We start from the raw sequence: 26,621 nt of genomic DNA, 5'->3' as shown, positions 1-26,621 counted from the left end.
TCGAAGCTTTGTAAGCAAAAAAATGAAGGGTGGAAGCAATTCGCCTCCACCCTTGAATCACAGCCTCAAATTTTATTTCTGAACACCGATCGCAAACGTCAGTAAATCCTGCTCACCCAAGCGAATCTCTAACGGGTAAACACGATCGACATCGAATTCCCGAATCTCCAAGCTCAATCGACCCGCATCATTGCGATCGACGAGCGATCGAGACTCGTCGCCCTGAAACGACAAACTGCCGCCACAAGGAAGCATCGCTTCGATCGATAACCGCTCAGTTTCATACCCAACCTTCAGCGTAAACGCTCCCAGTTCGGTGAGCCATTCGCGCTCTAATTGTGGGTGATCCGTCGAAACCGTCAGCATCAACGTGCTGAGAATTTCCCGTGCTGCTAAGAGCGATAACGCCATTTGTTGCGTCTCGATCGCGCCTTCGTAGGACTGGGGCAGTTCTTCGCCAATTTCGATCGCGAGGTCTTGCAGCTTGGCAACCTTAGACCGAGCCGGTGACACCATCACGTAACCCGCAACATTGTTCAGCAGTTGAGTTTGACCCGGAAACAGCGTATCGACTGCCCGAACCAATTTTGCTCCTTCTCGGAGCGAGGAGAATAACACCGATTGGCACCGCGCCAGAAGTTCGGTCATGACCGCTTCGGGCATGGGAATCGGCAAATTCATGTGACGAATTTGTTGTAACCAAACAGATGCAGCCACTAAAGCAGGTTGCGCTTCCGTTCGGGACGGCTCAGCATCATAATCCACAGATTCTTTTTCCCAAGGGAAAAGAGGCGGATTGTTCTGAGCTTCCTGAAGAAGACGATGTTTTAGCAGCGCATGAAAACGATCTTGCACAGCAGGTATCTCTCCCGGTTGGTGTGATGAATCCTCGTGTGAGGAGCGCGTTCGGAAGGAACTAATCCCACGAACGGAGTCACTGACTGGATCACGATTTAGGGGCGGCTGTAGCAAATCTGTCTGGAGATCAGGTCGATCGACAAGACCGAGATTTTGTAACAGTTTTAATAGAACTTGTGTTCTCTTGTCTAAGTTGTGATCCATTGTGATAACACCCTATTCATCAGCCGTGATGGTTCCTCCGGAATCTTGGTCATTACGAATTTCCCAAGCTTGCTCAAGGAGTTTAAACCATTGTTTCTGAACTTGATTCACGGTGCAACCTAATCGTTGTGCGATCGTGCTTTCCGGTAACTTTTGTTGCTTGAGATCCAAGAGTTTTGCTTGATTTGCCGTGGCGCGTTGTTGTAACGTTTGCCACTGGCGATTCGAGAGTCCGAGATTGCGCTCCAAGTCTGCCTCTAGCCACTGGTGGACGAGTTCCCAATGGTGCGAGAACGAGAATCGAATCAAATGGTATTTGAATCGTTGCTGTAAGTAATCCCGCTGGCGTGGGGTTAAGCCCAAAATCGCTTCGATTTCATTCGCAGGCAAATCTTGAAGCCGCAACGTGAAGTAGTCGATGCAGTCGGTTTGCTTGCGTTCTTCGAGGTAGGCAACGAGTTCTTTAATCACCGATTGGCGTAGGGTGTCTTCTGCCAATTCCGGTTCTTGAGCGACCATTTGTTCGCGAACCTGCTGAATCGATGCCATGTTCCAAGGATTTTCGCCCTCGGACATCGAACCTTCAGCAGCTTGCTCTAGATCGACTAGGGTTTCGATCGGTTGCTGTTGTGAGAAGGTTTGCGCTCGGAGAATAATGAGTTGCTGATTGCGATGTCCGGGAAGAGGAATTCGCCGCTTGCCGTAGCGCTCGGTGAACGCCATATATTCCGAAAGTTCTAACGTCGATCGAGGCGTGTAACTCGCTCCCAACTGCGACTCCCGACGAAACGCATTCAGCGCTTCCATATAGAAGCCTTGTAAGAAATCTTCGATTAGAACTAACCGCGCTTGATAACTTGATTGGGTTTGCGGTGGCGTGATGTAACGGTAAATCACCGCGCTCAAATTGCTGTGCAACTCAGCGCGACCCCGACGAGAACCGAGGCGATAGTACGTCAAACATTGCTGTAATCGGTGTTTCGCGAGTGTGGTTGCCCACGTTTGAATTTCTCCAGATGCTTGAATCCGTTTGCTTTCTGAACAGATTCGGACAACTTCCTGGGTCAGTCGATCGGCAACTTCCCGGCAGTTTCGCTCAGAGGCGGTGGTGGCTTGTTTCAGTTCGTTTAACAGGAGCTGAAAAATCGCGTCCACGCTCTGGCAGATTTCCCCCACAGTTTCTAGTGTCGTGCAAATCAATGGCTTACTCTCATTGGTTTGATGGAACTTTTTTGTGATGCCTAGATCACAATAGTGGTAGAAATCCCTGATTATTTGCGGATGGCACGGTTTATGAATTTAGATCAACAGCTTCAAACGCTAATCGATGAAGCTCCCCAAGACGGCTCTACTCCTGAGTTGATTGAGTCGATCGCTCCCGTGTTAGGCGCGATCGCGCAACGGTTACGACATCTTCAATACTACGTGGTGCAGACGCTCGATCAAAATTGGGTGATGCTAACGCTTGGTCATCGTGCCCAGAACGAACCTGAGAAAAACGTCATTTATGCCTTTCCCAGCCTCAAGGACGTGGCTTCTAGTCCTTATAATTTGGCTGATCCGAATTTGATCGCGTTGCCTGTTCCGGTGACACATATCCTGTTTCAGATGCTGGCGATGGATAAAGAGTACAGCACGATTTTTTTTGAAACGCCGGGAAATGCAACGATCGGAACAGAAGTTCAGCGATCGGAACTCGAAGTCATGATTCAGGAATATTGGCGAGAACAGGCAGATGCAGTGACTAATTTCAATATTCCAAGTGATATCGCCTGATGTAAGGTGAAATTCGGGCGGGCTGGAACTGTAAATCTAAGTCTTGGTAGAAGGATTTAGAATTGCAGTTCTGACCTTGGCTGGAGAAAAACTCCTTGAAAGTCAACCGTCTGAATACTCATCTTTTTCTGATTGATACCAGATTGCACCGTGATGAACACGGAGACAACCTCAACTCTCTGATTCAAACACAATCCTTACGCTTTCTCAGCCCCGTTTCATGAAAGCTTTATATAAAATTTCCGGCTTAAAATTGCTCTGATCGAAGATAGAACAAGCTTTTAGGCGATTTTTCGGAGTGCGAAAGCGCAGAAAATTAGTTTCTCTGGGAACCCTGTGAATCTGCTAAAAGGAAGAGCTTCGGAATTAAAAAAGGCTGTTACGATCGCCAAAGTTTGATTTTTTGGTTTAGCAAATGAATTCTCAAGTTAGTGCTGCAACCCTTTGCTGCTATACGAATGCGACGCGCCACATTCAAATCGTTCGCATTGTGGATCTTCCAAACTGGTATTTTGAGCGGGTCGTTTTTCCGGGAGAGCGGCTGATGTTTGAAGCGCCCCAAGCGGCTCATTTGGAAATTCACGCAGGAGCGCGTTCGACTTTGACCGATACGATTTCTTGTGAGCGGCTAAGAGTCCGGGATTCTGATTCGATCGCTTCATTGTTGGCGGCTTGTGTCCCCTAAATCCCCCATGAGTGGGGGACTTTGAGTGAGGGATTTCTTTAAGATTGGCTGTTCCAAGTTTGGGCAGCGTCAGAGAGGGCTTGATCGACCGTTTTCTGTCCGAGCATTGCGGCTTGAAGATTTTCGTAGATCGTTTGCTGCAAGGACTTGATATTTTTGATTACGGGAATTAGGACTTCTGCTTGTTGAAGCTGTCCGGCGCTGACAATTCTGGCTTTGTCGATCGAGGTTGCATTCGCGGGTGCAGTCGTAAAATAAGTATCCCTCGTTGCCTGGATCGTTGAAGGAAGGACGTTTGCTGCTTTGGCAAAGGCAAGCTGATTCTCATTGTTAGTCAGGAATAGCGCAAATTTTACGGCGGCATCCGGCTGATCGGTGTCTTTCGGAATTGCCACATTCATCACGGCAACGTTCTTTTTGCCTGTGTCTCCGGTGATTTGGGGCGCGGACTGAGAAGCTTTCGCGATCGAAGGCGCATTCTTGGAGATGGTCTTCAGAAATTCGGCTCCGGATGCCAGGATTGCGGTATTGCCTTGTTGATAAAGATCGATCGCGTGTCGGTGTCCTTCAGTCAGAACTTCCTTCGGCATCAAGCCATTTTTGTACATATCCACCCAGTATTGAAACGCGGCTTTGCCTTGAGGTGAATTAAACGCGGCTTTGCCCTGAGAATCGACAAGCTGAACCCCCATCTGAACGAATGATTCCATCACTTCGCCGGAATCATTCGGAACGACGGTTGCAAAAAAGGCATATTTTCCAGTTTTGTCTTTAATTTGCTTTGCAGCTTGAGCGAGTTCTGCATAAGTGGTAGGCGGTTTCGCGATTCCTGCTTTCTTCATTAAATCTGTGTTGTAGATCGCGACCCGCGTTGTGAGGTACCAAGGCACACCAAAGGTTTGACCGTTCAGTATACTGGCTTGCCAAATTCCCGGAAAGTATTGCTGCTTCACATCGGCTGGAATCTTCTCATCTAGATTCATCCAGGCTCCGCGTTCTGCTAACTGAGACGCAAATCCAGGATTGAGATTCACCACATCTGGAGCCGTTTTTGCGGCAACCGATGTAAGAATCTTACGTTCCATTTCCGCCCACGGAACATCAGTCCAGCGAATTTTCACACCTGGATTTTCTTGCTCAAATTTGGCAAACAGCGATTTGAAATAGTCATCAAATTGCGGACTGAGTTGCATCGTCCAAAAATCAAGCTGATCATCGGCTGCATTTTGTCCTGTTGGGGTTCCACTTCCACAACTGACAAGCCAACTGAGAACAACTCCCAAAATTGTAAATATCGTGAACGTTTTCCAAGATCTGATTTGACGCATGGATCTAAACAATTGAATCGCAGCGTAGCCCAGTTTACCGGATAAGTCCGCTCAACTCCACAACAACTGTTTCACTGGGATTTCAATCACAAAAGTGGCACCTCGATCGCAGGTTCGCTCACATTTCAATCGCCCTTCATGTTGCTCAGTCACGATTTGATAACTCACAGATAAACCGAGTCCTGATCCTTGTCCCACAGGTTTTGTCGTGAAAAAGGGATCAAATAAGCGGCGATGAGTTGCCGTAGTCATACCGATACCGTTATCCGCGATCGCAATTCTCACCCATTCCGCAGTTTCTGTCTCTTGAAAGAGAGAAGTTTGAATCTCAATGGTCGGTGTGAAATCGATTTCTTCAGCTTGCCAACGATCGTTAATCGCTTCGATCGCATTCGAGAACAGATTCATCAAGACTTGATTCAATAATCCGGCATAGCACTGCACTTTCGGCAACTTGTCATACTGTTTGATCACCTGAATCGTGGGGCGAAGAATCGGATTTCCAGAGGCGCGATTCGATTTCAACAAATGCTGCAATAGCATCAGTGTGCTGTCAATTCCTTCGTGTAAGTCAACGGCTTTGAGATCGGCTTCATCGTGGCGCGAAAAGCTTCGCAGCGATTGCACAATGTCCCGAATTCGCTCTGCTCCAGTTCCCATCGAATCGAGCAGCTTGAATAAGTCATGTCGAGTAAACTCTAAATCTAAGTCTTGTAATTGCTCAGCAATTCGTTCACTTGGAAGCGGGTGATCGGTTTCGTAGAGATGGATTGCATGGAGCAAATCTTCAATGTATTGCTTTGCAGGTTCAACATTGCCATAGATAAAACTCACTGGATTGTTAATTTCGTGAGCGATGCCTGCGACGAGTTGCCCTAAGCTGGACATTTTTTCGTTTTGAATGAGTTGCGCCTGAGTTTTTTGAAGCTGTTTGAAGGCGTTTTCGAGTTCTTGAGTTTGTTGGCGGAGTTGAGATTCGGATTGTTTCAGCGCGATCGCGGTTTGCTCTCGTTCGGTTTCGAGTCGAATGCGATCGGTAATATCCATCACCATCGAAACAATGCCAATCGCGTTTCCATCGAAATCTAAAATCTGATTGTTGTACCATTCACAAGTAATGATTTCTCCGTTGCTTCTAATGTTTTCATTGATGTTATGCGTCCCACCTTTGCACTCAATTAATTTAGTGATAACTTTGTTCATTTCGGGTTGAACCTTTTCTGGAGTCCAGCGATCGCAAGATTGCCCGATCGCTTCGATCCGCGATGTCCCGAACATTCTCTCAGCCGCTGGATTCCAGTCTTTGACGAGCAATTCAGGTGTCCATTCAATGATCGCTAAAGGAGCATGTTGAATCAGTAGAGACAATCGTTTCTCAGATTTTAATCGGGCAATCTCTGCTTGTCGGCGTTCGGCTTCGCTCTGAACGCGATCGGTGATGTCAATTCCCATCGAAACAATGCTCAGAACGCTGCCGTTTGGGGCGAGTAAAGGATAGTGATACCACTCACAGACAATGGTTTGACCGCTCTGGGTTTGATGGGTTTGAACTTGCTGAGTGACTCCTGATTGTGTTAACAAGGGCGCAATTTGATTGAGTACTTCTTCTCGTGCGAGTTCTGGTAAGATTTCATCGAGCGATCGACCCACCGCTTCTGAGCGCCGATACCCGAAAACTCTAGCAGCAGTGGCATTCCAAGTCTGAATCTGGTATTGAGCCGTCCACTCCACGAACATAAACGGTGATTGTTGAATGAGCAGGGTTAGGCGTTGCTGCGATCGCACTAGGGCGGCTTCTGCGGCTTTTCGCTCTTGGATTTCCTGCTCTAGTTGAGTTGCTTTGGGTTGAGTCAGCACATCAGCGATCGTGGCAACAATGTAAGGTGTTCCGACTGCATCATAGGTGATCGCTTTGACGATCGAAATCTCCTGAGCAATCCCCGTCGCATCATGGAGATAGCCGGATTGGGTCACTTGAGTTCCGGTGAGAAAAATGGCTTCATCGTCTCTGATCTCAGCGGACAGAATGCGATCGACATTTTCGAGAAATTCTGGAAGGCTGTAGTGCGATCGCTGGCAGAGTGCGCGGTTTGCAAATATGACTCGATGCTGACGATCTTTGATAAAAATTGGAGCGGCAACTCGATCGAGAACTTGCCAAAGCTCTAATGCGGTCTGCTCAATTTCGCCAATCATCCTGAAACCCTGATGTAAAACACGTTGATCAATAGAGTTCCCAAAAAGTAAATTAGATTGAGAGCAATTAATAAGGGCTGATCGCTGCACCCGTTTTACTATCGAATAGATAGATTTTGTCTGTGGGGAAATCAAGCCGCAGAGCTTCACCAAGTTTTACAGGGCGATCGGGTTCGATCCGGACTTGCATCGTGTCGGAATTGTCTGCCAAACGTACAGACAGAACGGTTTCATGTCCCAAAGCCTCGACTAAATCGACAGCAACCAAAACAGATTTTGGGGTGGAATCAGCGAACATTAGATGCTCAGGGCGAATTCCCAGTGTGATCATTTCGCCGTTGTAGCGGTTTAGCGCGGCTCCCCAGCGTTCAGGTAGTGTGAGTTGAAATAAGGCGTGATGTAAGGTGAGCGGGGCGCGGACTTGGACGGGTAGAAAGTTCATAGGCGGTGAACCGATAAACTCCGCGACAAATCGATTTGCAGGACGGGTGTAGAGTTCTAACGGTGTGGCAAGTTGTTGGATTTGTCCCGCGTTCATCACGGCAATGCGATCACCCATAGTCATCGCTTCAGTTTGATCGTGCGTCACATAAATCGTTGTGGTTCCGAGTTGTCTCTGAAGTTTGACAATCTGCGCCCGTGTTTCGGCTCTGAGTTTTGCATCTAAGTTCGATAACGGTTCATCCATTAGGAAAACTTGTGGATTGCGTGCCATGGCTCGACCGAGCGCGACGCGCTGTTTTTGTCCACCCGAAAGCTGTTTGGGTAGTCGATTTAACAATGGCTCGATTTGTAGCATTCGAGCCACCAGTTTGACTCGTTCTTGCACGGCTTTTTCTCGATCGCTAACAAACCGCATTCCAGATGGCAAATTTCGGGTAATTCCGACTGCTATATTCTCTGACCAATTCGCATTTTGTCCATCTAACTTAGTGCGGCGCAGTCCGAATGCAAGATTATCGTAGACACTCATGTGCGGATAGAGTGCATAGTTCTGAAACACCATGGCGATGTCGCGTTCTTTCGGCGGGAGATCATTGACAACGCGATCGCTCACTCGAATGTTTCCAGCCGTGAGTTCTTCGAGTCCAGCAATGAGCCTGAGCAGCGTACTTTTCCCACAGCCTGAAGGTCCAACCAGAACCATAAATTCGCCGTCTTCGATCAAAAGATTAATCGATCGCAAAACAGCAGAATTTTCGCTTTGATCTCCCTTCTGATAGGATTTGTAGACGTTTTCGAGAACGACTTGAGCCACGATCGCATTTCCCTAATTCGTAGAAGAAAGTGTAGCGCATTCGGAAGCATTGGTCTCAATCGCACAGTTCAAACATCAGATTGTTATTAGAATTTAACCTGGCTCTGATTCAATTATTCAAGCCTGGAATTGTTGTCGATCGACACACACAAATTCATGCGATCGCTGTTTCTCAAAGCTGATCTGCAATTCCCCAGATCCGGACAGTTCGATCTTCACTTCCACTCACAATCAAAGCTTGATCCTCACTGACTGCAACAGCGGTAACTAAACTTTGATGTCCTTTCAATTGGCAGATTTCTCGCCCTGCTTGCAAATCCCAAACCTTGATCGTGTTTTGACTGCCGCTGATCAAATAGCGATCGTTGTTCCGCGTCACTGATGCAATCTGTCTGAGCTTGATTTCAGTCGGATCAATCTCTTGCCCATTCTTCAAGCTCCAAGATTTAATCTGTCGTCTAGCCCCTTGAATTGTAAAAATATCTGCTTCTGTATCGATCGAAATCGTGTACACAAATGTATAAGCAGGAATGCTAAACGTTGCTTCTTCTGCGGCAATATCCCAAACTTGAATCAGTCCATCTCGACTCGCACTAATCGCAACTTTGCGATCGAAATACCTTAAATGCTGAGTTGCTAGTGCGATCGCAGTAATTCCAGTGTGATGCCCTTTCAATGCTGCTAAACATTCAAACAGTCGATAGTGGGGATAGTTTTGCAGCAATTCAGGATAAGGCTGCAATAACTTGTAAGCAACTTTTTGAACTGCGATCGCAGAATCATTCAACGCCTGAACTAATAAATCTAATCCTGCTGGTGCGTGTTGAACTTGCTGTAGTGCAGCAATTCGTTGATCAATGCGATCGCTTTTTAAGCGTTGCCGAATTCCTTCAAGTCCGCCCAAGACTACACTACCCATCATCGGACGGGCAGAATTTCCTAAGACAGCATCAAATTCATTCGGAGAATCGGACATATTCCTTGATTATGGTATATTTGAACTATGATCGAATCGAGGAGTTTCTGCCACAATAGCGCACATGGCTTCTAATCTCTCCCACTCTCACGAAGAAATAGTCGAGCAGCTTGATCTGATGCTACGCGCTCGATACCCGTTGATTTACCTTGTCGGAGTCGAGGAAGAACCGATCGAGGAAGTCTTAGCGGAAGTCTGCGATCGCGCTTCTCGTGAACTTAGACGCTGGGATATTGTGCGAGGTTGGGACGATACGGGAGCCGACAAAGGAAGCGCGATCGCGGCTCTCGGAAGAATTGCCAAAGCATCAAACGATAAATCTGCGGTCTATGTTCTGCGCGACCTTCATCCAGTTCTGAAATTTCCACTACAAGCAAGTAATGTTCCGATCGTTCGTGAGATCAAGAATCTCGCTCGTGACCTCAAGCGCAGTCGAAAAACATTAATTCTCACGAGTCATTCTCTCGATGTGCCGCAAGAATTCATCGAAGAAATGACCGTGATCGATTTCCCGCTACCCAATACTCAGGAGATTGATACCTTAATCTCACAGGTTGTTGTGCCTGAAAAGCTCAAACTCTCTCAGCTGGGTAAAGAACAATTAGTAAAAGCCTGTCAGGGATTGAGTCGGGCGCGAATTCAGCGAGTCTTAGCAAAAGCGATCGCAGCAAAACAACACATCAGCGAACAAGATATCGATAGTGTTCTCGAAGCTAAACGCCAAGCCATTCGCCAAACCGGAATTCTCGAATTTTTCACAACTCAGGAATCACTTAAAAGCGTCGGCGGATTGGATAACCTGAAGAAATGGGTACAGATGCGCCAAGATAGCTTCACCGAAGAGGCGAGGCGCTATGGAATTCCGAACCCGAAAGGCGTTCTACTCGCGGGAATTCAAGGAACTGGCAAATCACTGTCAGCAAAGACGATCGCGCATGAATGGCGACTACCGTTATTGCGGCTTGATGCAGGTCGATTGTTCGGGGGACTGGTCGGAGAAAGTGAAAGCCGAGTGCGTCAAATGATCCGAATCGTCGAAGCGATCGCACCCTGCGTGCTCTGGATGGACGAAATCGATAAAGCCTTCGGAAACATCAATGCAGGCATGGACGGAGATTCTGGAACCAGTCGCCGTGTCTTCGGTAGCTTAATCACCTGGATGCAGGAAAAAACGAGTCCCGTCTTCATCGTTGCCACCGCAAATAATGTTCAAATCTTGCCCGCTGAACTTCTCCGTAAAGGTCGCTTCGATGAAATCTTTTTCCTGAATTTGCCGACCGAACCAGAGCGGCGTGAAATCTTTAGAGTGCATCTACAACGATTACGATCGAGCCGTTTGCGAGAATTTGATCTCACTTTACTCGCTCGTCAAACGCATCAATTCAGTGGTGCAGAAATTGAACAAACCATCATTGACGGAATGCAACGCGCTTTCAGTCAAGGAAGTTTAGGCAACCGTCGAGACTTTACGACTGAAGACATTGTGCAAGCGATCGAAGAAACCGTCCCACTTGCCGCGATCGCACGCGATCAAATCGACGGCTTGAAACAATGGGCGGCAAATTCGGGGGCACGTCCCGCTTCTCAAGATGTACAGTTAATCGAAGAGTTACGTGCCATTACTCGCCAGCGTGGAATTGATTTTTAGAGGAAATCCAAATGTCACACTTTACAACAATCAAAGTTCAGATCAAAGATGGCGAAGTGCTGTGTGAAACCCTGCGCGAACTCGGTTACAAAGTGGAGCAAAATGCACTCGTACGCGGCTATCAAGGCGATAAAACTGAGGCAGAATTCGTGATTCGTCGATCGAACGGTTACGACCTCGGTTTTCGGCGTGAAGGCGACGATAATTATGTTTTGATTGCTGATTTTTGGGGAGCGCGAATCAATCAAACCCAATTCGTGAACGAGATTCAGCAAAAGTACGCTCACAAACAGTTACAGAAAACTGCCGCAGAGCAAGGATATACGATCGAAGCCGAAGAAGTCCTAGAAGATGGAACGGTTCGAGTCGTTGTAGGACGTTGGGTTTAAATAAATCGAGTGCCGTCGAGGGGGACTCTCAACGGCACTTAAACTTTACAGAACTTCAACGATCGCGCTATTTAGACTCACTGCCTGATTTCGCACCGCACTCCACGCAATTTGATGGGCTTTTGTCTCCTCACCGTACCACTGGATCGCAGAGTTAAACGCTACCCTATAAAAGTGCTGGGCAGTTTCCGATAGTCGATCGCGAACACTCTCTGGCAATTCGCGATTACTTTGGTACGACATCTAAGTCGCCTCCAGTAAATGGGATAATTGTGTAGTATCACGCTGTTGTGGGAAAAAATCCCCTACCCTACGGAATATCTTCAGGATTGGATTTAAGGAGAAAATTTTGATCACAGGTACTTTGAAAACCACTAAATCAGATGAAATCTTTGCTGCGGCTCAGAAGTTGATGCCGGGTGGAGTCAGTTCTCCCGTTCGGGCGTTTAAGTCCGTCGGTGGACAACCGATCGTGTTCGATCGCGTCAAAGGTGCATATGCTTGGGATGTCGATGGAAATAAATATATCGACTACATCGGCACTTGGGGTCCGGCAATCTGCGGTCACGCTCACCCCGACGTGATTCAAGCCATTCAAGCCGCTGCGGAAAAAGGAACCAGTTTCGGTGCGCCGTCTTATCTAGAGAACGTTTTAGCTGAAATGGTGATCGATGCGGTTCCCAGCATTGAAATGGTGCGCTTCGTAAATTCGGGCACTGAGGCTTGTATGTCGGTGCTGCGCTTGATGAGAGCCTTCACCGGACGCGAAAAGATTATCAAGTTTGAAGGCTGCTACCACGGACACGCGGATATGTTCTTGGTGAAAGCAGGTTCAGGAGTTGCAACACTGGGTTTACCTGATTCCCCTGGTGTGCCCAAATCAACTACCAGCAATACGCTGAATGCACCGTACAACGATTTAGACGCGGTGAAAAAGCTACTCGAAGAGAATCCGGGTGAAGTTGCAGGTGTCATGCTCGAACCGATCGTCGGAAACGCCGGGTTCATTCCCCCTGATCCTGGTTTCTTAGCAGGCTTGCGCGAACTCACAACCGAACATGGAGCGCTATTAGTGTTCGATGAAGTGATGACCGGATTCCGCATTGCTTACGGTGGTGTGCAAGAGAAATTTGGCATTACTCCCGATTTGACGACTTTAGGTAAAGTGATCGGTGGCGGTCTGCCTGTTGGGGCTTATGGCGGTCGTCGCGAAATCATGGAAATGGTTGCGCCTTCCGGTGCAATGTATCAAGCGGGAACGCTTTCGGGTAATCCTTTAGCGATGACGGCTGGTATTAAAACGCTCGAATTGCTGCGCCAACCGGGAACTTATGAATATCTCGATCGCATTACCTCACGTTTGATCAAAGGTCTACTCGATGTGGCGAAAGAAACAGGTCATCCGTCATGTGGTGGTTCGATTAGCGGAATGTTCGGTTTCTTCTTCACTGAAGGTCCGGTTCATAACTACGAAGATGCGAAAAAATCGGATCTATCAAAGTTCAGCAAGTTCCATCGCGGCATGTTAGAGCAAGGTGTTTATCTCGCTCCATCACAGTTTGAAGCTGGCTTTACTTCGCTGGCTCACACCGATGAAGATGTCGATCGCACGATCGAAGCCGCTCGCTCTGTCATGTCGAACTTATAAGCAGATGGGGACTCGATCGAGTCCCCATTTCCCTATCGATACCGCGTCAGCACACTCATCGATAGACTCGTTCCCGGCATTGGAATAATGGCACTCCACAGCCCAATATCGGCATACCTCAAAGCATGAAGCGTTTGTTTAACTTCCTGAATCCTTTCGGGTGATCCAATCAAAACGTGCTGCAATTTGTCCGCGTCTCGATCGGACTCAAAACGCTGTAAGAAGTCTTGTAGATTCATGTTCATGGGCTTTTTCTTATGTGAAGAAAGCCCAAAAACCAAAGCCACCCCAATCCATTAAAAATCGAGGTGGCTACTTCAGATGCTATCATCCTACGTTAGCCTCCCGGACTGTTGTCGCAGTCTTGGATGGTTAGCTGCTCACTGTTGCTGGTAACAACTTTGGGCAGCGGCGGTTTTAGTTCTTGGGTCGGACTCGCAAATTGTAGATTTGCTTAACTTGAGAGACTAATCGATTTCTAGGATGGAGTCAAGCGATCGACATTTTTATCTGCACATCCCTAATCGATGAAATCCTCAATCATATCTGGGGTTTTTCGATTGTCCGACATGATTGGGCGATCGCCATCCACCGGAAGCGTTTTGCGAACCTCAGCTTCATCCGCTGCGATCGGTCTTTCACCATCCACATACATCACTCTTTCCACATTCAAATCGCTCCGATCGATCGGACGATTGCCATCAATTCCCAAGCTTTTGTCACTATCTAATGTATCGGCTGCGATCGGACGACTACCGTCAACCTCGATCGTGCCACGCACCTCAATGTCGTCTGCTACAACCGGACGATTTCCATCAATTTGTAAAACCTTTTGGACATCAAGATCACTATTGTCGATCGGACGATTGCCATCGATCTGAAGCATCTTGGTATCTTGCTGGTCTTCCGCTGAAGGAGTGATAGCGCTGTCATCTGGATTACTCACGGTTCAATCTCCCGGTTGTTAATAGCAGGGCTTTACTTTTAACAGCTTGATCGATCGCCACACACCTATCTAGGGGCGGTATGTTCTTGAGAACTTCGATCGAGCCATTTCCACCAGAAGCGTTACTAACCTCTAAGATAGGAATAATCCAGCGTGAGAAAAACGAATGTCTCTTGCCGAACTCTTACCCAAATTGAAAGACTTGTCTTACTCTGACAAGCTCTTACTGCTTCATCTGTTGACCGGAGAACTGCTCAAAGAGGCAGGTTTAAAGCCTTTGGAGACTCAAGAAAAAACAGAACCGCAAGGATTACATGATTCGTTTGAAGCTGCTGCGGTCTTAGCTAGAGCACTAGCAGAGGAAAAAGTAGCGTCACATGGTTGATAAAGTCCGATTTGCCTTCACCGAAGTTGATTCAAATCTAGGTGCATTGAGTACGCTGCCTTATCTTCCAATCACCTTGAGCTATCGGAATCAATCTTTGAGAGGGACAGGCTTATTGGATTCAGGTTCGAGTGTGAACGTATTGCCGTATGAGATGGGCTTAGAACTGGGAGCCGTATGGGAACGACAAACGCTTGCTGTCCCGTTAGGCGGGAATTTGTCCAGATTTGAAGCGAGAGCCTTGGTTTTGTCGGCAACGGTTGAGCAGTTTTTGCCTGTAGAGTTGGCATTTGAGGTCAGTTTGAAAAGAAGGTGAAGTTTCGATCGGGCAACTTTCTTTCAGGAGTGACGAATTGGGGTAATCGCTCATTCGTATTATGACGCAAATAACATTTGTTTGATTAGACGTTCTGCACTCTAACTTGTAGGGAACTCTGAGTCTGAAAGTCCGCCAACCTCTACTCACTCAGAAGGATTATACATATGTGTTTGAAGCGCAGTTTCAGACTTCTACGGCAAGAATTCAGAGAGCGAAGAACACTCACAATTGTTACCATACTGACATTCTTGCTGGTTTGGATACCTTTATGGAGGGTAATACACGTCCTGAGCTTAGGCGGTGAGGTTCTATCAACAATGCGTGCATCGATCGTGTTAGCAGGACTAGAGGCAAGCTGTTTGCTTGGTGGACCACTCTCGATACTTGCGAGTTTTTACAATTGGAACTGGTTCTTTGAGCAACGCAACGTGCGATTTGTCGTTAACCTGATTGGACGAACTAAAGCACGATTTTTTTATGCGCTGATTGGGCTATTGCTGTCGCTGTTCGCTCTGATCGGTGCGCCCCTGCTTGTATTTGGATACATTGTTCTATGGGATGATATTATGCCTTGAAGCTAGATTGCTTTAATTGTGGCAGAGTTAATCGCATGAGAAGAATTGCTAAAGCGTAAGTAAGCAGTAGGAATTTCAGATTGTGAATTATACGAGTTGTCTTTTCTCTATAGAACTCATTTGAGATCTCTTCTTGAAAATACAAGGCGGACGGAAAGCCCGTTTCGGGAAATTCATACATTTAGAAGAAAAATCATAGTTCAAGAGCTATCTGGATTATGAAACTGATACCAAATTAAATAGTATTCAGGGCAGATAGTGCATTTAGGATGAAGTCATAGCCTGTGATGGAACCAATAACTTCAGGCGTTAGCTCAGTCAGCAATTGATCCACCTTGCTTCGCAGTTGCTCCAAGGTCTTGAACGATGCCCACTTGAGGTTAGCTTTGAGATGTTGCCACAACCGCTCAATCGGATTGAGTTCTGGACAGTAGGGCGGTTGAAACAACAGAATGATGTTTTCTGGCACGACCAAATCCTTGCTGGTGTGGAATCGCCCGTTATCCACTTGCAGAATATTCAATGTCTCTGGATAGGCTTGAGAAAATTGGTCGAGGAAGAGCTGATAGCAATCCGTATCCACATGTGAAAACTCTAAGAAAAAAGCTTCTCCCGTCGCAGGGTCAACCGCTCCGTAAATCCAGAATGCTTTGAACAACCATTGCCACGCGCCAATCGGTTTGACTCCACACGCCGTCATCACTCGCCCCAATAGCGTCTTCAGTCCAAAGCGACTCTCATCTTGGGCAAAGTAGCGAATCGGGCGCAGGTCTTGGCAGACTTGCCGAGCATACTGGCGAATGATGTTTAGGTCGTCGGCGAGGTTTGCTGAGATGCCTCGCGCTTCGCGGGGTCTTGCTTGCAGTGTTGGGGGCGTGCCACTTTCAGCTTGGACTTCAATCGATGTCGGGTCATCTGATAGACCGCATGATACTCAGCTTCGATACCCAAGGTGTCTGCTAACCACTGCTGCACTGCGCCATAACTCTCAAAGCCATGCTCTGGCTCTTGAAGTCGCTTGGCTAACGCCTCTTCTGCCCACTGCGGAATCACCCGCACTCCGCCCGGTGATTTTTTCACCGACAGCATCGCTTCGACTCCGCCACTGCGGTATTGCATCAACCAAGTTTGGAGCGTGTTGCGATGTTTCCCAATTGCTTTGGCGATCGTCAGAATGTTGGGTGGATTGTCCTGTTTCAGCCAATAAAGAACTTGCAATCGCTCCTTTTCCTTCGGCGTTTTGGCAGACTTCAGGAGAACTGCCAGCTCTTCCAGGCTTTCTTTGACTTCAACCGAGGTTATTCCGACCATCCTATCGACCTTGAACAACTCTTCTTAAGTTTAAGTCATTTGCCTTCCTCTCCATTTAATTTGGTATGAGAAGTTGTCAGCCTTGCGAACACAACAAAAGATCTCAAATGGGTTCTATAAGATCGTTAATGCAACATCGGTATCGCAGAATTTGATCGGAACTCCGCTACTGTTGATGATCGCACCGTCTAATTTCAGTACATCTTCATCTACAGAAATTAAAACGTCTGCATCAAAATCGATCGCACTAGCGACATGAAGCGCATCAGCCGCCCGTATTCCTCTGACATATAATTCTACGTTGTTTAGCTGTGCCTCTACTGTTGTGGCAGTCAGACCAAGCACTTCAATACTAAAAAAACGAACTGCCGTAATCGTCTGCGGCACGATCGATCGGGCTGCGAGCACTCGAATTGTGCTTGCGTTCGCCATGCCAGTTGCAACAGATGTAAGTTGTCTAAACAAAGCCTCTTCAACTTCATAGTAAGTTAGGCTTGATGTCGCTCCTGTGTGTGAGGAAGCAATCTTTTTGAGAACATTCTCCGCGTCCTCAAACAGTTTCTCTGGAGTACGACCTCGACGAACGGTAGATCTCAAACTTGAGCCAGCAATTGCTTGTGAGCTAAGGTAATCGATAAAAACACCTGTATCAATGTAAACCTTCACTCTGGAAATCCTCAAACCTTGCTTGTAAGTTGAGAGATTAGCTGTTCAGGTGTCACAACTTCTGGCTTACCACTTGACAATGAAGCAAGTGTTGTCTTTAATGCTTGATCGTAGGTTACAAGGTAGTCGCAATCTGAAGCACTACTTAGAATCAAGACATCATTTGAATGAGCGATTCGGTTACGAAGCGTTGCCGCCTGCTTAAGATACTCCTCGGCTTTCTCAAGATTTAGCGGCAATAGCGTTACCTCTTGCTGAATCTCATCCAGTGTCTCAGGGTGATTGCGAACTTCTGAGAGGAAGAAAATCTCTTGAAGCACGATCGGATTGATTGCAAGATGAACTTTATCAATAATGTCATGAGAAAACAGACGCGAACTCGATGACTCACCCCGCAGGTAAGAAATCACTACATTCGTATCTAGAAAGACAAGCGGCTTCCCGTTCGATTCTTGCACTTTAGCGTCTTCATCTAAGCGATTCTTTTTAAGTTTAAGTAAAAAACGACAAAACAGCCAATCTTGTCTCTCGATCGAGCAACTCCCAAGTCATCAGAAGGAGCGCTCTGCTCGAACTTGTAAACAAGATGCGATCGCATCTTTAATATTGTCAAGCGCTTCCTGTTTAGTCTCACCTTGACTTACACATCCAGGAATACTAGGACACTCAACAATCCAAACGCCATCTTCATCACGATCGAGCGTTATGCTAAATTTCACAAGCGGTTTCCTCAGCAAAGCGGGCACTTCTATTTTACTTTGTTCCAGTTTGTTTCCAGTGCTTCATCTCCTCATCAATAAAGTGATTCACTAAATCCTGGTACATCTTTTCGATTACATCAGGATTTAAGCCTTCCTCCTTCGCCCAATCTCGACGCTGCTGTAGCATCGCTTGAAAACGCTCAGGTGCTCTAACAGTGGTTTCGCTGGTCTTAAATTTAGATGCAGCTTTGACGTATGCAAACCGCTGACCTAGAAGTGCAACAACTTGACGATCTAAGCGATCGATTTCGGCGCGAATCTCTACCATACTCTCACATTGATTAGGTGTCTTCATAGGTTGCGAAGTTAAGGGATGGAACTGATATCTAATTCTGGCGTTTTTTATGCCAATCATTTGAATCGACTCAGATCGCCTCAGCCGATTAGAGCTTTCTATCAGGAGAGCCTCCAATGACAGGATCGCAGAAGATTCTGATTTTGAGTCAGCGATCTAAATCGCACTTGCAGCACACTTAGGTCACTTTTGATCACCGACAGATTAGAGATCCTTTTATCGTCAATCAATAAAATCCCCCTGCCAAAAGTCATTAAGTATTATTACCTCCACATGATATGATGACACCTGGTTCAGCATTGTCGGGATCGCTTGGAAATCAATCGACTTCGATCGCTATCATGGCAATGTAGACCTAACTTTGGAGCCGCGCCTGCTATGGAAGAAACGATCCAAACTGGTACAGAAACACCAGAACCGAATGCGTCAATGGACGACTATTATCGACTCCAAAACGAGTTGTTAATTACGACCGTTGTTCTCACCGGATTGATCTTCTTTCCCGTCTGGTATTTCTATTCGCTCAACACTGCTCTGAATTATTTAATTGGAGCGTGTACAGGTGTGGTTTACTTAAAGTTATTGGCACGAAACGTAGAACGCCTCGGTACCGAGAAACAACAGATCAGCAAAACACATTTAGCCGTCTTTGCGGGAGTCATTATCGTCGCCACGCAAGCCAAGCAGCTTCATGTACTTCCTGTTTTTCTGGGATTTCTCACGTATAAAGGAACGCTACTCGTGTACACTTTGCGAACTCTATTCACGCCTGATCAAACTCAGAGTTAAGAAATAGAAATTTGCAGAAAAATATTGCTCCTTGAATCTGGGAAAAGCCGCCTGAACTGAAATGCTAAATTTCCTCGACGCTCCCAACGTTTTACCGATCGCCAACCTAGAGGTGGGTCATCATCTCTACTGGGAAATCGGCAATTTAAAGATTCATGGGCAGGTTTTTATTGTCTCTTGGATTGTGATCGGGCTGTTGGTCAGCGCTTCGGTGCTGGCAACCCGTAACCCGCAACGCATCCCAAAAGGCATTCAGAACCTGATGGAGTACGCACTGGAGTATGTGCGGGAATTGACCAAAAACCAGCTTGGCGAAAAAGAATACCGACCCTGGGTTCCCTTCATTGGAACACTGTTTCTGTTTATCTTTGCGTCGAACTGGTCGGGCGCACTCGTTCCCTGGAAGCTGATTAAGCTCCCAGAAGGCGAACTCGCTGCCCCGACAAATGACATTAATACCACGGTCGCTTTAGCGCTCTTAGTGTCACTGGCATATTTCTACGCAGGCTTCAGTAAGAAAGGGTTGGGCTACTTCGCAAAGTACGTTCAGCCGACTCCGGTTCTCCTGCCCATCGCGATTCTAGAGGACTTCACCAAGCCGCTTTCCCTCAGCTTCCGACTTTTTGGTAACATCTTGGCGGATGAGTTGGTGGTCGGTGTATTGGTGCTTCTAGTGCCGCTGTTTGTACCACTGCCTGTGATGCTGCTGGGGTTATTCACCAGTGCGATTCAGGCGCTTGTGTTTGCAACGCTCGCGGGTGCTTATATCCATGAAGCACTCGAAGGTCATGGCGAAGAAGAACACGCCCCGTAGACCTGTTCCAATCTGTTCACCGTATTCAACTCAAAGGAAAGAACTATGAATCCTACCGTTGCTGCTGCTTCTGTGATCGCTGCTGCACTTGCGATCGGTCTTGCTGCAATTGGACCTGGTATCGGTCAAGGTAACGCTTCGGGTGAAGCTGTTGCAGGGATCGCTCGTCAGCCTGAAGCAGAAGGAAAAATCCGGGGTACGTTGCTCCTGACCCTCGCGTTCATGGAATCGCTGACCATCTACGGTCTTGTGATCGCGTTGGTGCTGCTGTTTGCAAACCCCTTCGCATAAGTATGAAGCCTGAGATCCGGATCGATTTTCTGGATCTCACTTTCTTATTCATCTTCATCCTTCTCCTAATCATGTTTGATTTTGATGCAACGCTGCCGTTGATGGCGGTGCAATTTTTACTGTTAGTCGCTGTGCTCAATGCCGTGTTCTTTAAGCCATTAACGAAAGTGGTTGAGGATCGTAACGATTTTATTCGGGGCACTGAAGCTGATGCGAAAGAGCGATTGGCAAAGTCGGAAGCGTTAGCGAAACAGTACGAAACTGAACTCGCAGAATCGCGTCGGGCTTATCAAGCGGCGATCGCGAAAGCGCAAGCCGAAGCGAACCAGATCGCAGCACAGAAAATTGCAGCGGCACAACAAGAAGCACAACAACAGCGGGAACAGACTCAGAAGGAGTTAGACCAGCAGAAACAAGAAGCTCTGACAACGTTAGAGCAACAAGTGGAAGCATTAAGTCGTGAAATTCTAGATAAATTATTAGCTGGAGTTTAACGAGGCTGCTGGTTAATCAAGGCTCCCGATTCGTTTTTTATTCCCCATCCAGTTTGGGATAGTCACGCGCAGTTTTGGAAGAATGTCATGGAAATGTATTTGCGACTAGCCAGCGGAGTGCTACACCCGCTCCTGGGTGAAGCAGTGGCAGAAGCAGAGGGGGGCGGTTTCGGATTGAATTTCGATATTCTTGAAACCAACCTGATTAACCTCAGCATCGTGATTGCGATCGTGGTTTACTTCGGGCGTGGTTTTTTGGGTAAAGCTCTGACCGAACGCCGAACCGCGATCGAGACTGCGATTTCAGAAGCAGAAGCTCGGAGAAAGACCGCCGCCGCGAAACTGGCTGAACAACAGCAGAAACTCGCTCAAGCGCAACAAGAAGCTGCAAAAATTCGCTCTGATGCGGAAGCTGCCGCGAAGAAGTCGAGTGATGAAATTCTTGCGAAAGCAGAACAAGACATCATTCGGATGCGTGAAACCGCAGCGGCAGACATCTCATCAGAGCAAGAACGCATCATCAACGAATTGCGTCAGCGAGTGGCAAATATGGCACTGCAACGCGCCGAAGGTGAATTGCCCGGACGCTTGAATGATGAATCTCAGCAGCGGTTAGTCGATCGCAGTATTGCGTTATTGAGCGAGGGATAGAGCGATGGCAGACAATATTTTAAGGTCAGAAGTTTTAGATCCCTATGCTCAGGCGTTGATGTCTTTGGGCAAGTCGAATGATCTTACCGATCGCTTTGCTGAAGATGTCGGCAACATTCTCGATACGTTGAACGGTTCGCAAGACTTGAAGGACTTTATCGCGAATCCCTTGGCAAAAGGCGATCTCAAAAGAGAGGTTTTGTCTCAGGTGTTCGGTGACGCGGTGCATCCGTTCATGCGGAATTTCATCATGTTGCTTATCGATCGTCGTCGTGTGGTGTTTCTCGAAGGGATCTGTCAGCAGTATCAACGACTGTACCGGAAGCTGAAGCAAACCGTTTTAGCGGAAGTCACCTCGACGGTTGAACTCAACGACGATCAGAAGAACGCGGTTCGCCAGAAAGTCATTGCGATGACGAATGCGAACTCTGTCGAAATCGAAACTAAGATCGATCCAGACTTGATCGGTGGTGTGATCATCAAAGTTGGTTCACAAGTGATTGATGCGAGTCTGCGCGGTCAACTCCGTCGGATTACGCTACGTTTGACCAGTTCAAACTAAACCCCCTTTTCCTTTCTCATTCCTTTAACAGAGGTTTCCAATGGCAGCAATCAGACCAGACGAAATTAGCAATATTATTCGCCAACAGATCGAAACCTACGATCAAGGCGTGAAAGTCGCAAATGTCGGAACCGTGTTGCAAGTCGGTGACGGTATTGCTCGGATTTATGGCTTGGAAAAGTGCATGTCCGGTGAACTGGTGCAGTTTGAAGATGGTTCCGTCGGGATGGCGTTGAACCTGGAAGAAGATAACGTCGGTGCGGTCTTGATGTCCGACGGTCGCAGCATCCAAGAAGGAAGCTCGGTCACTTCAACCGGACGGATTGCTCAAATTCCCGTGGGCGAAGCGATGATCGGTCGCGTGGTTGATGCTTTGGCACGTCCTCTAGACGGAAAAGGCGATATCAATACCAGCGAAACCCGTTTGATCGAGTCGATGGCTCCCGGTATCATTGCGCGGAAGTCCGTGTGTGAACCGATGCAAACCGGAATTACCGCGATCGATTCCATGATTCCAATCGGTCGGGGACAGCGTGAGTTAATCATCGGTGACCGTCAAACCGGAAAAACCTCGGTTGCTGTTGACACGATTCTGAACCAAGCAGGCGAAGATGTGATCTGCGTGTATGTTGCAGTCGGTCAGAAAGCTTCGACCGTAGCGAACATTGTTCAAGTGCTGCAAGATCGTGGGGCGATGGAATATACGATCGTTGTTGCAGCAAACGCGAACGATCCGGCAACCCTGCAATACTTCGCACCTTACACCGGTGCAGCTTTGGCTGAGTACTTCATGTACAAGGGCAAAGCAACCCTAGTAATCTACGATGACTTGTCTAAGCAAGCTCAGGCTTACCGTCAGATGTCGCTCTTGCTGCGTCGTCCGCCGGGACGTGAAGCTTATCCGGGAGATGTATTCTACGTTCACTCCCGCCTGCTCGAACGTGCTGCAAAACTCAGCGATGAACTGGGTGGCGGTAGCATGACTGCATTGCCGATCATCGAAACTCAAGCGGGTGACGTTTCAGCGTACATTCCAACTAACGTAATTTCGATTACCGATGGTCAAATCTTCTTGTCGTCTGACTTGTTCAACGCGGGTCTACGTCCGGCTGTGAACGCGGGTATTTCGGTATCGCGTGTGGGTTCGGCAGCACAAACCAAAGCGATGAAGAAAGTCGCGGGTAAGGTGAAACTGGAGCTTGCACAGTTTGCTGAATTGGAAGCATTCGCACAGTTCGCATCTGACCTGGATAAAGCAACTCAGAATCAGTTGGCGCGTGGTGTTCGTCTGCGTGAAATTCTGAAGCAGCCGCAATACTCGCCGCTGTCGGTGGCAGAGCAAGTTGCTGTGATCTACGCGGGTATTAACGGATATCTCGATGACATCCCGGTTGATAAGGTGGTGACGTTTGTGAAGAGCTTGCGCGATTACCTGAAGACGGGTAAACCGAAGTATGTTGAGATCGTTCAAGGTCAGAAGGTATTGAGCGACGAAGCGGAAAGTCTGCTGAAAGAAGCGATTACCGAGACGAAGCAAACCATGATGGCGGCAGCTTAGAGTTAGGTTGAACTCTGGATCTTGATTGATTCAGAGTTCGACATCTAAGTTGTGGAGCGTCGATCGAGATTATTTGCTCCGTTGTCAGTCCGCCCCGGAATAGAATTCGGGGCTAACAGTGCGAAGTCCACTAAAGGGGACTGAATCACGGATTTAAGGATGGCAACGAAGCGAAAGAACTCATCCCACTTCCGTTTAGTTCTAAATCGTTTCAAACTATGCCAAACCTAAAAGCAATTCGCGATCGCATTCAGTCGGTCAAGAATACCAAAAAAATTACAGAAGCGATGCGGCTTGTGGCAGCAGCAAAAGTGCGTCGGGCACAAGAACAAGTTACCGCAACCCGTCCGTTTGCCGATCGTTTAGCGCAAGTGCTGTACGGCTTACAAGCACGATTGAGATTTGAAGAAGCGGATCTACCGCTCTTGAGAAAGCGCGAAGTCAATACCGTTGGATTGCTCGTGATTTCGGGCGATCGCGGATTGTGCGGCGGCTACAATGCGAACGTCATCCGTCGGGCGGAAATTCGCGCCAAAGAACTCAAAGCTGAAGGCATCGACTACAAAATGGTTGTGGTCGGGCGGAAGGCGGCACAGTATTTTCAGCGTCGGGATTATCCGATCGTGGAAAGCTATGCAGGCTTAGAGCAAATTCCGACCGCAGCAGAAGCGGCACAAATCGCGGATGTGGTGTTGTCGCAGTTTTTGTCGGATAGTGTCGATCGAGTCGAGCTAATCTACACCAAGTTTGTGTCGTTGATTGCGTCTCGTCCGGTGGTTCAGACTTTGTTACCGCTTGATCCGCAAGGATTAGAGGTTTCAGATGATGAAATCTTCCGCTTAACAACTCGTGGTGGACAGTTCCAAGTCGAACGCGAGAAGGTCACGGCTCCTGAAGGTCAAAGCTTCCCGCAAGATATGATCTTCGAGCAAGATCCGGTACAGATTCTCGATGCGCTGTTGCCGTTGTATCTGAATAACCAATTGCTCAGAGCGCTGCAAGAATCGGCGGCGAGTGAGTTGGCGGCTCGGATGACCGCGATGAACAACGCGAGTGATAACGCAAAGAATTTGATCGGTTCGCTCACGTTGTCTTATAACAAGGCACGTCAGGCGGCGATTACTCAAGAACTGCTGGAAGTGGTCGCGGGTGCAGATGCACTGACCTAAAAGCGACTTTGCAATGTTAAAAGCGCCCAAGATTTCCTGGGCGCTTTTTGTTTGATATTAGAGCGAGCTTCATCAAGATTACCTGATTTCAACTCTTTTCAAATCTGTCAAGTTGTTCGTGAACACATCTTTTCAGCTTTAACGGATACGCAACATACGAAAAAGGATTTTTCGTGCTTCCAGTCCCAGAAGTGATGATGGTACCGAAATCTAAAAAGCGTCCCAAAATGCCTTGCTCAATACGGAATCCTTCAATCTTTGATAGAAGCAACTCTAGCGAACTGCGTCGAATTACACCGACTTTTGCAATCACTCGTTTATTAGTCACCGCAAATTCTGAGAAGGAATAGTCCATGTATGCTAAAGCACTAGCAGGAGCAGTAATGACAAATAAGACAAGAAGAAATAGAAAAAATCTGGCTTCTCCACCAACTACCAGCAACCATAGTGATAATAAAAGAGAGAGTGCTGGAGATGCAAACACTATCCAATGGCGCTTTGTAGAAAACATAATCTTCTCTCCAGGAAGAAGGTTCTTCTCGACGTAGCTCATAATGCAACCTAAGAATGTACGACTGTTCACCTTTATGTTGCCCACAAGATTGCATTTATACACTTCAAGCACCCAAGAAATGCGATCGCTCTAACCCACCTCAACATATTCAGAAATCGAGAGCGGCTCAGGAATTCTCAATCCATCGTCTCTGAGTCCTTCCATGTGAAACACGATCGCTTCTTGAATTAATGCTCTGACTTCCTCGATCGCGTCTCCAATCGTCACACGACCCGGAAGATCAGGAATGTAAGCGCCGTAGCTAGTTTGTCCTTTTTCGATGACGATCCCATACCGCATCAGTTTTTCTCCTGAACTGTCCAATCTTCAATCCTCAGATTCGGAACTTTCGAGAAATCGCGGTAATTTCGAGTCACCATAGTGCTGTTCACTGAAAGCGCGATCGCAGCAATTCGCAAATCTTTCTGCAAGCGTTTTTGAAGGATTTATCCCTTAGTAAATTTTGATAGCAAGCATCAGCAGCGGCATCAAAATTTAGAATTCTAATTGTCTTGAGAAATTCGGCTGTATTCCAGAGCTTTGTATAAAGCGAAATAAGCTGGTTTGCTTGAGCAGGGTCATTGATCCGACCAACCCAGCCGTTGAAAAGCTCCTGAATCGTCACGACCGTAATCGCTGAGTCTGCCAATTCCCGAATTAGTCTTGTCGCAACAGCTCGATCTCCATTGAGAAAGAGTGAAACGTGATCTGTATCTAGAACCCAAAGCGCCATCTATCAGAAACCTACTCCTCATCAAGCTGTTCTCGTTCTGCTCTCATCTGGTTGACGATCTCAGCAAAATCAGGATCATCTTTGAAAATACCAGCAAATTTTGCAATCGGAGACTCTCCCTCATCCAGAGCATCCAACTCATCGCGATATTCCTGTATGTGCCGTTGCACCTCTTCAAATTGGGGAGCGGCTTTGAAAATACCAGCAGATTTTAGGGCAGGATGTACAGATTTACCTTCAGAAGACTCAATTTGAATCGGAACAATTTTGGCGTGTGTCAATCGCTCTGCTAGAAGTTGCTGTGCGAGATCGATCGCGTCTTGCTGAGTATCCGCGATCGCGCTTAACGTCGGCAACTCTAGAATTGTTGCGATCGCTTTGCCGTCTTCGGTTGTTTCAACCAGAACATTCCAATTGGAAGCCATCATAAAACCTCCATTTTTTAGCTATATGTCTATCAATCTAGCACTCTAAACCCCTTTCATTACAGCAACGGCAGGCTAGAGCAAGATTATCCAAATCGTCAGATCCGCCCAAAGATTGCGGCTGAATGTGATCGATCGACAACGGGGCGGAGCTAAGTAATTCAGGATAGTTGACAATATTCACATTGAAACTGGGCACGCTGCCGCACTTGTTCATAGAGTGAGCTAGGAATGCTCATTTGATCGTGCAGCCATCACCGCATTGATGTAGCTGAAAATATCATCGAGTTCTGCGATCGCTTCTAACTCTAAAGTTTCTTCGATCGTGATCGTGTCCGCTTTTTTCTTATCAAGCAGA

General features: G+C 47.3%; 36 protein-coding genes. 16 read left to right on the top strand and 20 right to left on the bottom strand.

The features are described 5' to 3' along the window. Positions 1-72: 72 nt before the first annotated feature. Positions 73-1,062 carry a hypothetical protein gene (locus NIES2104_RS25455; protein WP_059001087.1) on the bottom strand — a complete coding sequence of 330 codons (990 nt, stop codon included), beginning with the start codon at positions 1,060-1,062 and terminating at the stop codon, positions 73-75. Positions 1,063-1,074: 12 nt separating this feature from the next. Next, entirely contained in the window at positions 1,075-2,217 is a 1,143-nt protein-coding gene (hetZ, locus tag NIES2104_RS25450) for a heterocyst differentiation protein HetZ (RefSeq protein ID WP_202815115.1), read from the bottom strand. Positions 2,218-2,355: 138 nt separating this feature from the next. On the opposite strand from hetZ, the gene NIES2104_RS25445 reads away from it, so the two are divergent. Next, positions 2,356-2,838 carry a hypothetical protein gene (locus NIES2104_RS25445; RefSeq protein WP_059001082.1) on the top strand — a complete coding sequence of 161 codons (483 nt, stop codon included), beginning with the start codon at positions 2,356-2,358 and terminating at the stop codon, positions 2,836-2,838. A gap of 415 nt (positions 2,839-3,253) precedes the next feature. Next, entirely contained in the window at positions 3,254-3,523 is a 270-nt protein-coding gene (locus NIES2104_RS25440; protein ID WP_059001080.1) for a DUF1830 domain-containing protein, read from the top strand. 38 nt (positions 3,524-3,561) lie between these two features. Here the strand turns inward: NIES2104_RS25440 and NIES2104_RS25435 are convergent, their stop codons facing one another. From NIES2104_RS25435 to NIES2104_RS25420, 4 genes are all read right to left on the bottom strand, one after another. Next, positions 3,562-4,851: a sugar ABC transporter substrate-binding protein gene (locus tag NIES2104_RS25435; protein ID WP_059001078.1), complete on the bottom strand. Its 1,290-nt coding sequence runs from the start codon at positions 4,849-4,851 to the stop codon at positions 3,562-3,564. 51 nt (positions 4,852-4,902) lie between these two features. Further along, positions 4,903-7,047, bottom strand: a complete 2,145-nt coding sequence (locus NIES2104_RS25430; protein ID WP_059001076.1) for a PAS domain S-box protein — start codon at positions 7,045-7,047, stop codon at positions 4,903-4,905. Positions 7,048-7,114: 67 nt separating this feature from the next. Beyond that, positions 7,115-8,305: an ABC transporter ATP-binding protein gene (locus NIES2104_RS25425; protein WP_059001074.1), complete on the bottom strand. Its 1,191-nt coding sequence runs from the start codon at positions 8,303-8,305 to the stop codon at positions 7,115-7,117. 172 nt (positions 8,306-8,477) lie between these two features. Beyond that, positions 8,478-9,281, bottom strand: a complete 804-nt coding sequence (locus tag NIES2104_RS25420; protein WP_059001072.1) for a hypothetical protein — start codon at positions 9,279-9,281, stop codon at positions 8,478-8,480. A 64-nt stretch (positions 9,282-9,345) separates the two neighbouring features. Here NIES2104_RS25420 and NIES2104_RS25415 point away from each other — a divergent pair, with 64 nt between their 5' ends. Together NIES2104_RS25415 and NIES2104_RS25410 are read left to right on the top strand one after the other, a co-directional pair. After that, on the top strand, positions 9,346-10,929 hold the full coding sequence (locus NIES2104_RS25415; RefSeq protein WP_059001070.1) for an AAA family ATPase: 1,584 nt from the start codon (positions 9,346-9,348) through the stop codon (positions 10,927-10,929). 11 nt (positions 10,930-10,940) lie between these two features. Continuing rightward, on the top strand, positions 10,941-11,318 hold the full coding sequence (locus NIES2104_RS25410) for a DUF1257 domain-containing protein (RefSeq protein ID WP_059001068.1): 378 nt from the start codon (positions 10,941-10,943) through the stop codon (positions 11,316-11,318). A 45-nt stretch (positions 11,319-11,363) separates the two neighbouring features. Here the strand turns inward: NIES2104_RS25410 and NIES2104_RS25405 are convergent, their stop codons facing one another. After that, the gene (locus tag NIES2104_RS25405; RefSeq protein WP_059001066.1) at positions 11,364-11,561 is read right to left on the bottom strand and encodes a ChaB family protein; all 198 of its coding nucleotides are present in this window, start codon (positions 11,559-11,561) and stop codon (positions 11,364-11,366) included. A gap of 106 nt (positions 11,562-11,667) precedes the next feature. Between NIES2104_RS25405 and hemL the strand changes: the two genes are divergently transcribed. Further along, positions 11,668-12,966 carry a glutamate-1-semialdehyde 2,1-aminomutase gene (gene hemL, locus NIES2104_RS25400; protein ID WP_059001064.1) on the top strand — a complete coding sequence of 433 codons (1,299 nt, stop codon included), beginning with the start codon at positions 11,668-11,670 and terminating at the stop codon, positions 12,964-12,966. 32 nt (positions 12,967-12,998) lie between these two features. Here the strand turns inward: hemL and NIES2104_RS25395 are convergent, their stop codons facing one another. Together NIES2104_RS25395 and NIES2104_RS25390 are read right to left on the bottom strand one after the other, a co-directional pair. Further along, positions 12,999-13,211: a hypothetical protein gene (locus tag NIES2104_RS25395; protein ID WP_156427049.1), complete on the bottom strand. Its 213-nt coding sequence runs from the start codon at positions 13,209-13,211 to the stop codon at positions 12,999-13,001. 275 nt (positions 13,212-13,486) lie between these two features. Then, the gene (locus NIES2104_RS25390; protein ID WP_059001060.1) at positions 13,487-13,912 is read right to left on the bottom strand and encodes a hypothetical protein; all 426 of its coding nucleotides are present in this window, start codon (positions 13,910-13,912) and stop codon (positions 13,487-13,489) included. Between the two features lie 166 nt (positions 13,913-14,078). On the opposite strand from NIES2104_RS25390, the gene NIES2104_RS25385 reads away from it, so the two are divergent. The 3 genes from NIES2104_RS25385 to NIES2104_RS25375 all read left to right on the top strand — a co-directional run bounded on the left by NIES2104_RS25385 (position 14,079) and on the right by NIES2104_RS25375 (position 15,191). Next, positions 14,079-14,297, top strand: a complete 219-nt coding sequence (locus NIES2104_RS25385) for a hypothetical protein (RefSeq protein ID WP_059001058.1) — start codon at positions 14,079-14,081, stop codon at positions 14,295-14,297. Continuing rightward, positions 14,290-14,613, top strand: coding sequence for a hypothetical protein (locus tag NIES2104_RS25380; protein WP_059001057.1), 324 nt, complete (start codon positions 14,290-14,292; stop codon positions 14,611-14,613). The genes NIES2104_RS25385 and NIES2104_RS25380 overlap by 8 nt, the downstream gene beginning before the upstream one ends. A 320-nt stretch (positions 14,614-14,933) precedes the next feature. Beyond that, positions 14,934-15,191: an immunity 17 family protein gene (locus NIES2104_RS25375; RefSeq protein ID WP_072218135.1), complete on the top strand. Its 258-nt coding sequence runs from the start codon at positions 14,934-14,936 to the stop codon at positions 15,189-15,191. A 235-nt stretch (positions 15,192-15,426) separates the two neighbouring features. Here the strand turns inward: NIES2104_RS25375 and NIES2104_RS31375 are convergent, their stop codons facing one another. From NIES2104_RS31375 to NIES2104_RS25345, 6 genes are all read right to left on the bottom strand, one after another. Then, positions 15,427-15,993 (bottom strand): IS630 family transposase, encoded by a 567-nt coding sequence (locus tag NIES2104_RS31375; protein ID WP_225895326.1) that lies wholly within the window; start codon positions 15,991-15,993, stop codon positions 15,427-15,429. A gap of 5 nt (positions 15,994-15,998) precedes the next feature. Next, positions 15,999-16,502 carry a winged helix-turn-helix domain-containing protein gene (locus NIES2104_RS31370; protein WP_059001052.1) on the bottom strand — a complete coding sequence of 168 codons (504 nt, stop codon included), beginning with the start codon at positions 16,500-16,502 and terminating at the stop codon, positions 15,999-16,001. 114 nt (positions 16,503-16,616) lie between these two features. Then, positions 16,617-17,168: a PIN domain-containing protein gene (locus NIES2104_RS25355; protein WP_059001050.1), complete on the bottom strand. Its 552-nt coding sequence runs from the start codon at positions 17,166-17,168 to the stop codon at positions 16,617-16,619. 11 nt (positions 17,169-17,179) lie between these two features. Next, on the bottom strand, positions 17,180-17,626 hold the full coding sequence (locus tag NIES2104_RS25350; RefSeq protein WP_059001048.1) for a PIN domain-containing protein: 447 nt from the start codon (positions 17,624-17,626) through the stop codon (positions 17,180-17,182). Between the two features lie 93 nt (positions 17,627-17,719). Beyond that, a complete protein-coding gene (locus NIES2104_RS31035) occupies positions 17,720-17,887 on the bottom strand; it encodes a type II toxin-antitoxin system HicB family antitoxin (protein ID WP_072218134.1) in 168 nt (55 codons plus the stop codon). A 34-nt stretch (positions 17,888-17,921) separates the two neighbouring features. Beyond that, positions 17,922-18,224 carry an isochorismate lyase gene (locus NIES2104_RS25345; protein WP_059001045.1) on the bottom strand — a complete coding sequence of 101 codons (303 nt, stop codon included), beginning with the start codon at positions 18,222-18,224 and terminating at the stop codon, positions 17,922-17,924. A 378-nt stretch (positions 18,225-18,602) separates the two neighbouring features. Here NIES2104_RS25345 and NIES2104_RS25340 point away from each other — a divergent pair, with 378 nt between their 5' ends. The 8 genes from NIES2104_RS25340 to NIES2104_RS25305 all read left to right on the top strand — a co-directional run bounded on the left by NIES2104_RS25340 (position 18,603) and on the right by NIES2104_RS25305 (position 24,552). Further along, the gene (locus tag NIES2104_RS25340) at positions 18,603-19,013 is read left to right on the top strand and encodes a hypothetical protein (RefSeq protein ID WP_059001043.1); all 411 of its coding nucleotides are present in this window, start codon (positions 18,603-18,605) and stop codon (positions 19,011-19,013) included. Between the two features lie 61 nt (positions 19,014-19,074). Then, entirely contained in the window at positions 19,075-19,827 is a 753-nt protein-coding gene (atpB, locus tag NIES2104_RS25335) for a F0F1 ATP synthase subunit A (protein WP_059001041.1), read from the top strand. A 45-nt stretch (positions 19,828-19,872) separates the two neighbouring features. Continuing rightward, positions 19,873-20,118: an ATP synthase F0 subunit C gene (gene atpE / locus NIES2104_RS25330; RefSeq protein WP_017289641.1), complete on the top strand. Its 246-nt coding sequence runs from the start codon at positions 19,873-19,875 to the stop codon at positions 20,116-20,118. 71 nt (positions 20,119-20,189) lie between these two features. Continuing rightward, positions 20,190-20,612 (top strand): F0F1 ATP synthase subunit B', encoded by a 423-nt coding sequence (locus NIES2104_RS25325; RefSeq protein WP_059002069.1) that lies wholly within the window; start codon positions 20,190-20,192, stop codon positions 20,610-20,612. A gap of 87 nt (positions 20,613-20,699) precedes the next feature. Beyond that, a complete protein-coding gene (locus NIES2104_RS25320; RefSeq protein WP_192843626.1) occupies positions 20,700-21,263 on the top strand; it encodes a F0F1 ATP synthase subunit B in 564 nt (187 codons plus the stop codon). A gap of 4 nt (positions 21,264-21,267) precedes the next feature. Beyond that, a complete protein-coding gene (gene atpH, locus NIES2104_RS25315) occupies positions 21,268-21,825 on the top strand; it encodes an ATP synthase F1 subunit delta (protein ID WP_059001039.1) in 558 nt (185 codons plus the stop codon). A gap of 40 nt (positions 21,826-21,865) precedes the next feature. Next, positions 21,866-23,383 carry a F0F1 ATP synthase subunit alpha gene (atpA, locus tag NIES2104_RS25310; protein ID WP_059001037.1) on the top strand — a complete coding sequence of 506 codons (1,518 nt, stop codon included), beginning with the start codon at positions 21,866-21,868 and terminating at the stop codon, positions 23,381-23,383. A 218-nt stretch (positions 23,384-23,601) separates the two neighbouring features. Then, positions 23,602-24,552: a F0F1 ATP synthase subunit gamma gene (locus NIES2104_RS25305; protein WP_059001035.1), complete on the top strand. Its 951-nt coding sequence runs from the start codon at positions 23,602-23,604 to the stop codon at positions 24,550-24,552. A gap of 88 nt (positions 24,553-24,640) precedes the next feature. On the opposite strand, the gene NIES2104_RS25300 is transcribed toward NIES2104_RS25305, so the two are convergent. The 5 genes from NIES2104_RS25300 to NIES2104_RS31030 all read right to left on the bottom strand — a co-directional run bounded on the left by NIES2104_RS25300 (position 24,641) and on the right by NIES2104_RS31030 (position 26,480). Continuing rightward, positions 24,641-25,063: a PH domain-containing protein gene (locus NIES2104_RS25300; RefSeq protein WP_192843625.1), complete on the bottom strand. Its 423-nt coding sequence runs from the start codon at positions 25,061-25,063 to the stop codon at positions 24,641-24,643. Between the two features lie 132 nt (positions 25,064-25,195). Next, complete coding sequence (locus NIES2104_RS25295; RefSeq protein WP_059001031.1) at positions 25,196-25,405, bottom strand: type II toxin-antitoxin system HicB family antitoxin; 210 nt, start codon at positions 25,403-25,405, stop codon at positions 25,196-25,198. 88 nt (positions 25,406-25,493) lie between these two features. Next, positions 25,494-25,838: a type II toxin-antitoxin system VapC family toxin gene (locus tag NIES2104_RS25290; RefSeq protein ID WP_263971040.1), complete on the bottom strand. Its 345-nt coding sequence runs from the start codon at positions 25,836-25,838 to the stop codon at positions 25,494-25,496. Positions 25,839-25,849: 11 nt separating this feature from the next. Then, entirely contained in the window at positions 25,850-26,266 is a 417-nt protein-coding gene (locus NIES2104_RS25285; RefSeq protein WP_156427048.1) for a type II toxin-antitoxin system HicB family antitoxin, read from the bottom strand. A gap of 34 nt (positions 26,267-26,300) precedes the next feature. Then, on the bottom strand, positions 26,301-26,480 hold the full coding sequence (locus NIES2104_RS31030; RefSeq protein WP_263971039.1) for an HNH endonuclease: 180 nt from the start codon (positions 26,478-26,480) through the stop codon (positions 26,301-26,303). Positions 26,481-26,621 lie beyond the last annotated feature (141 nt).

Origin of the sequence: Leptolyngbya sp. NIES-2104 (assembly GCF_001485215.1) — a bacterium.
GTDB lineage: Bacteria > Cyanobacteriota > Cyanobacteriia > Leptolyngbyales > Leptolyngbyaceae > Leptolyngbya.
The sequence above is the reverse complement of the archived record's forward strand: the minus strand, read 5'-3'. Positions and strand labels throughout refer to the sequence as shown.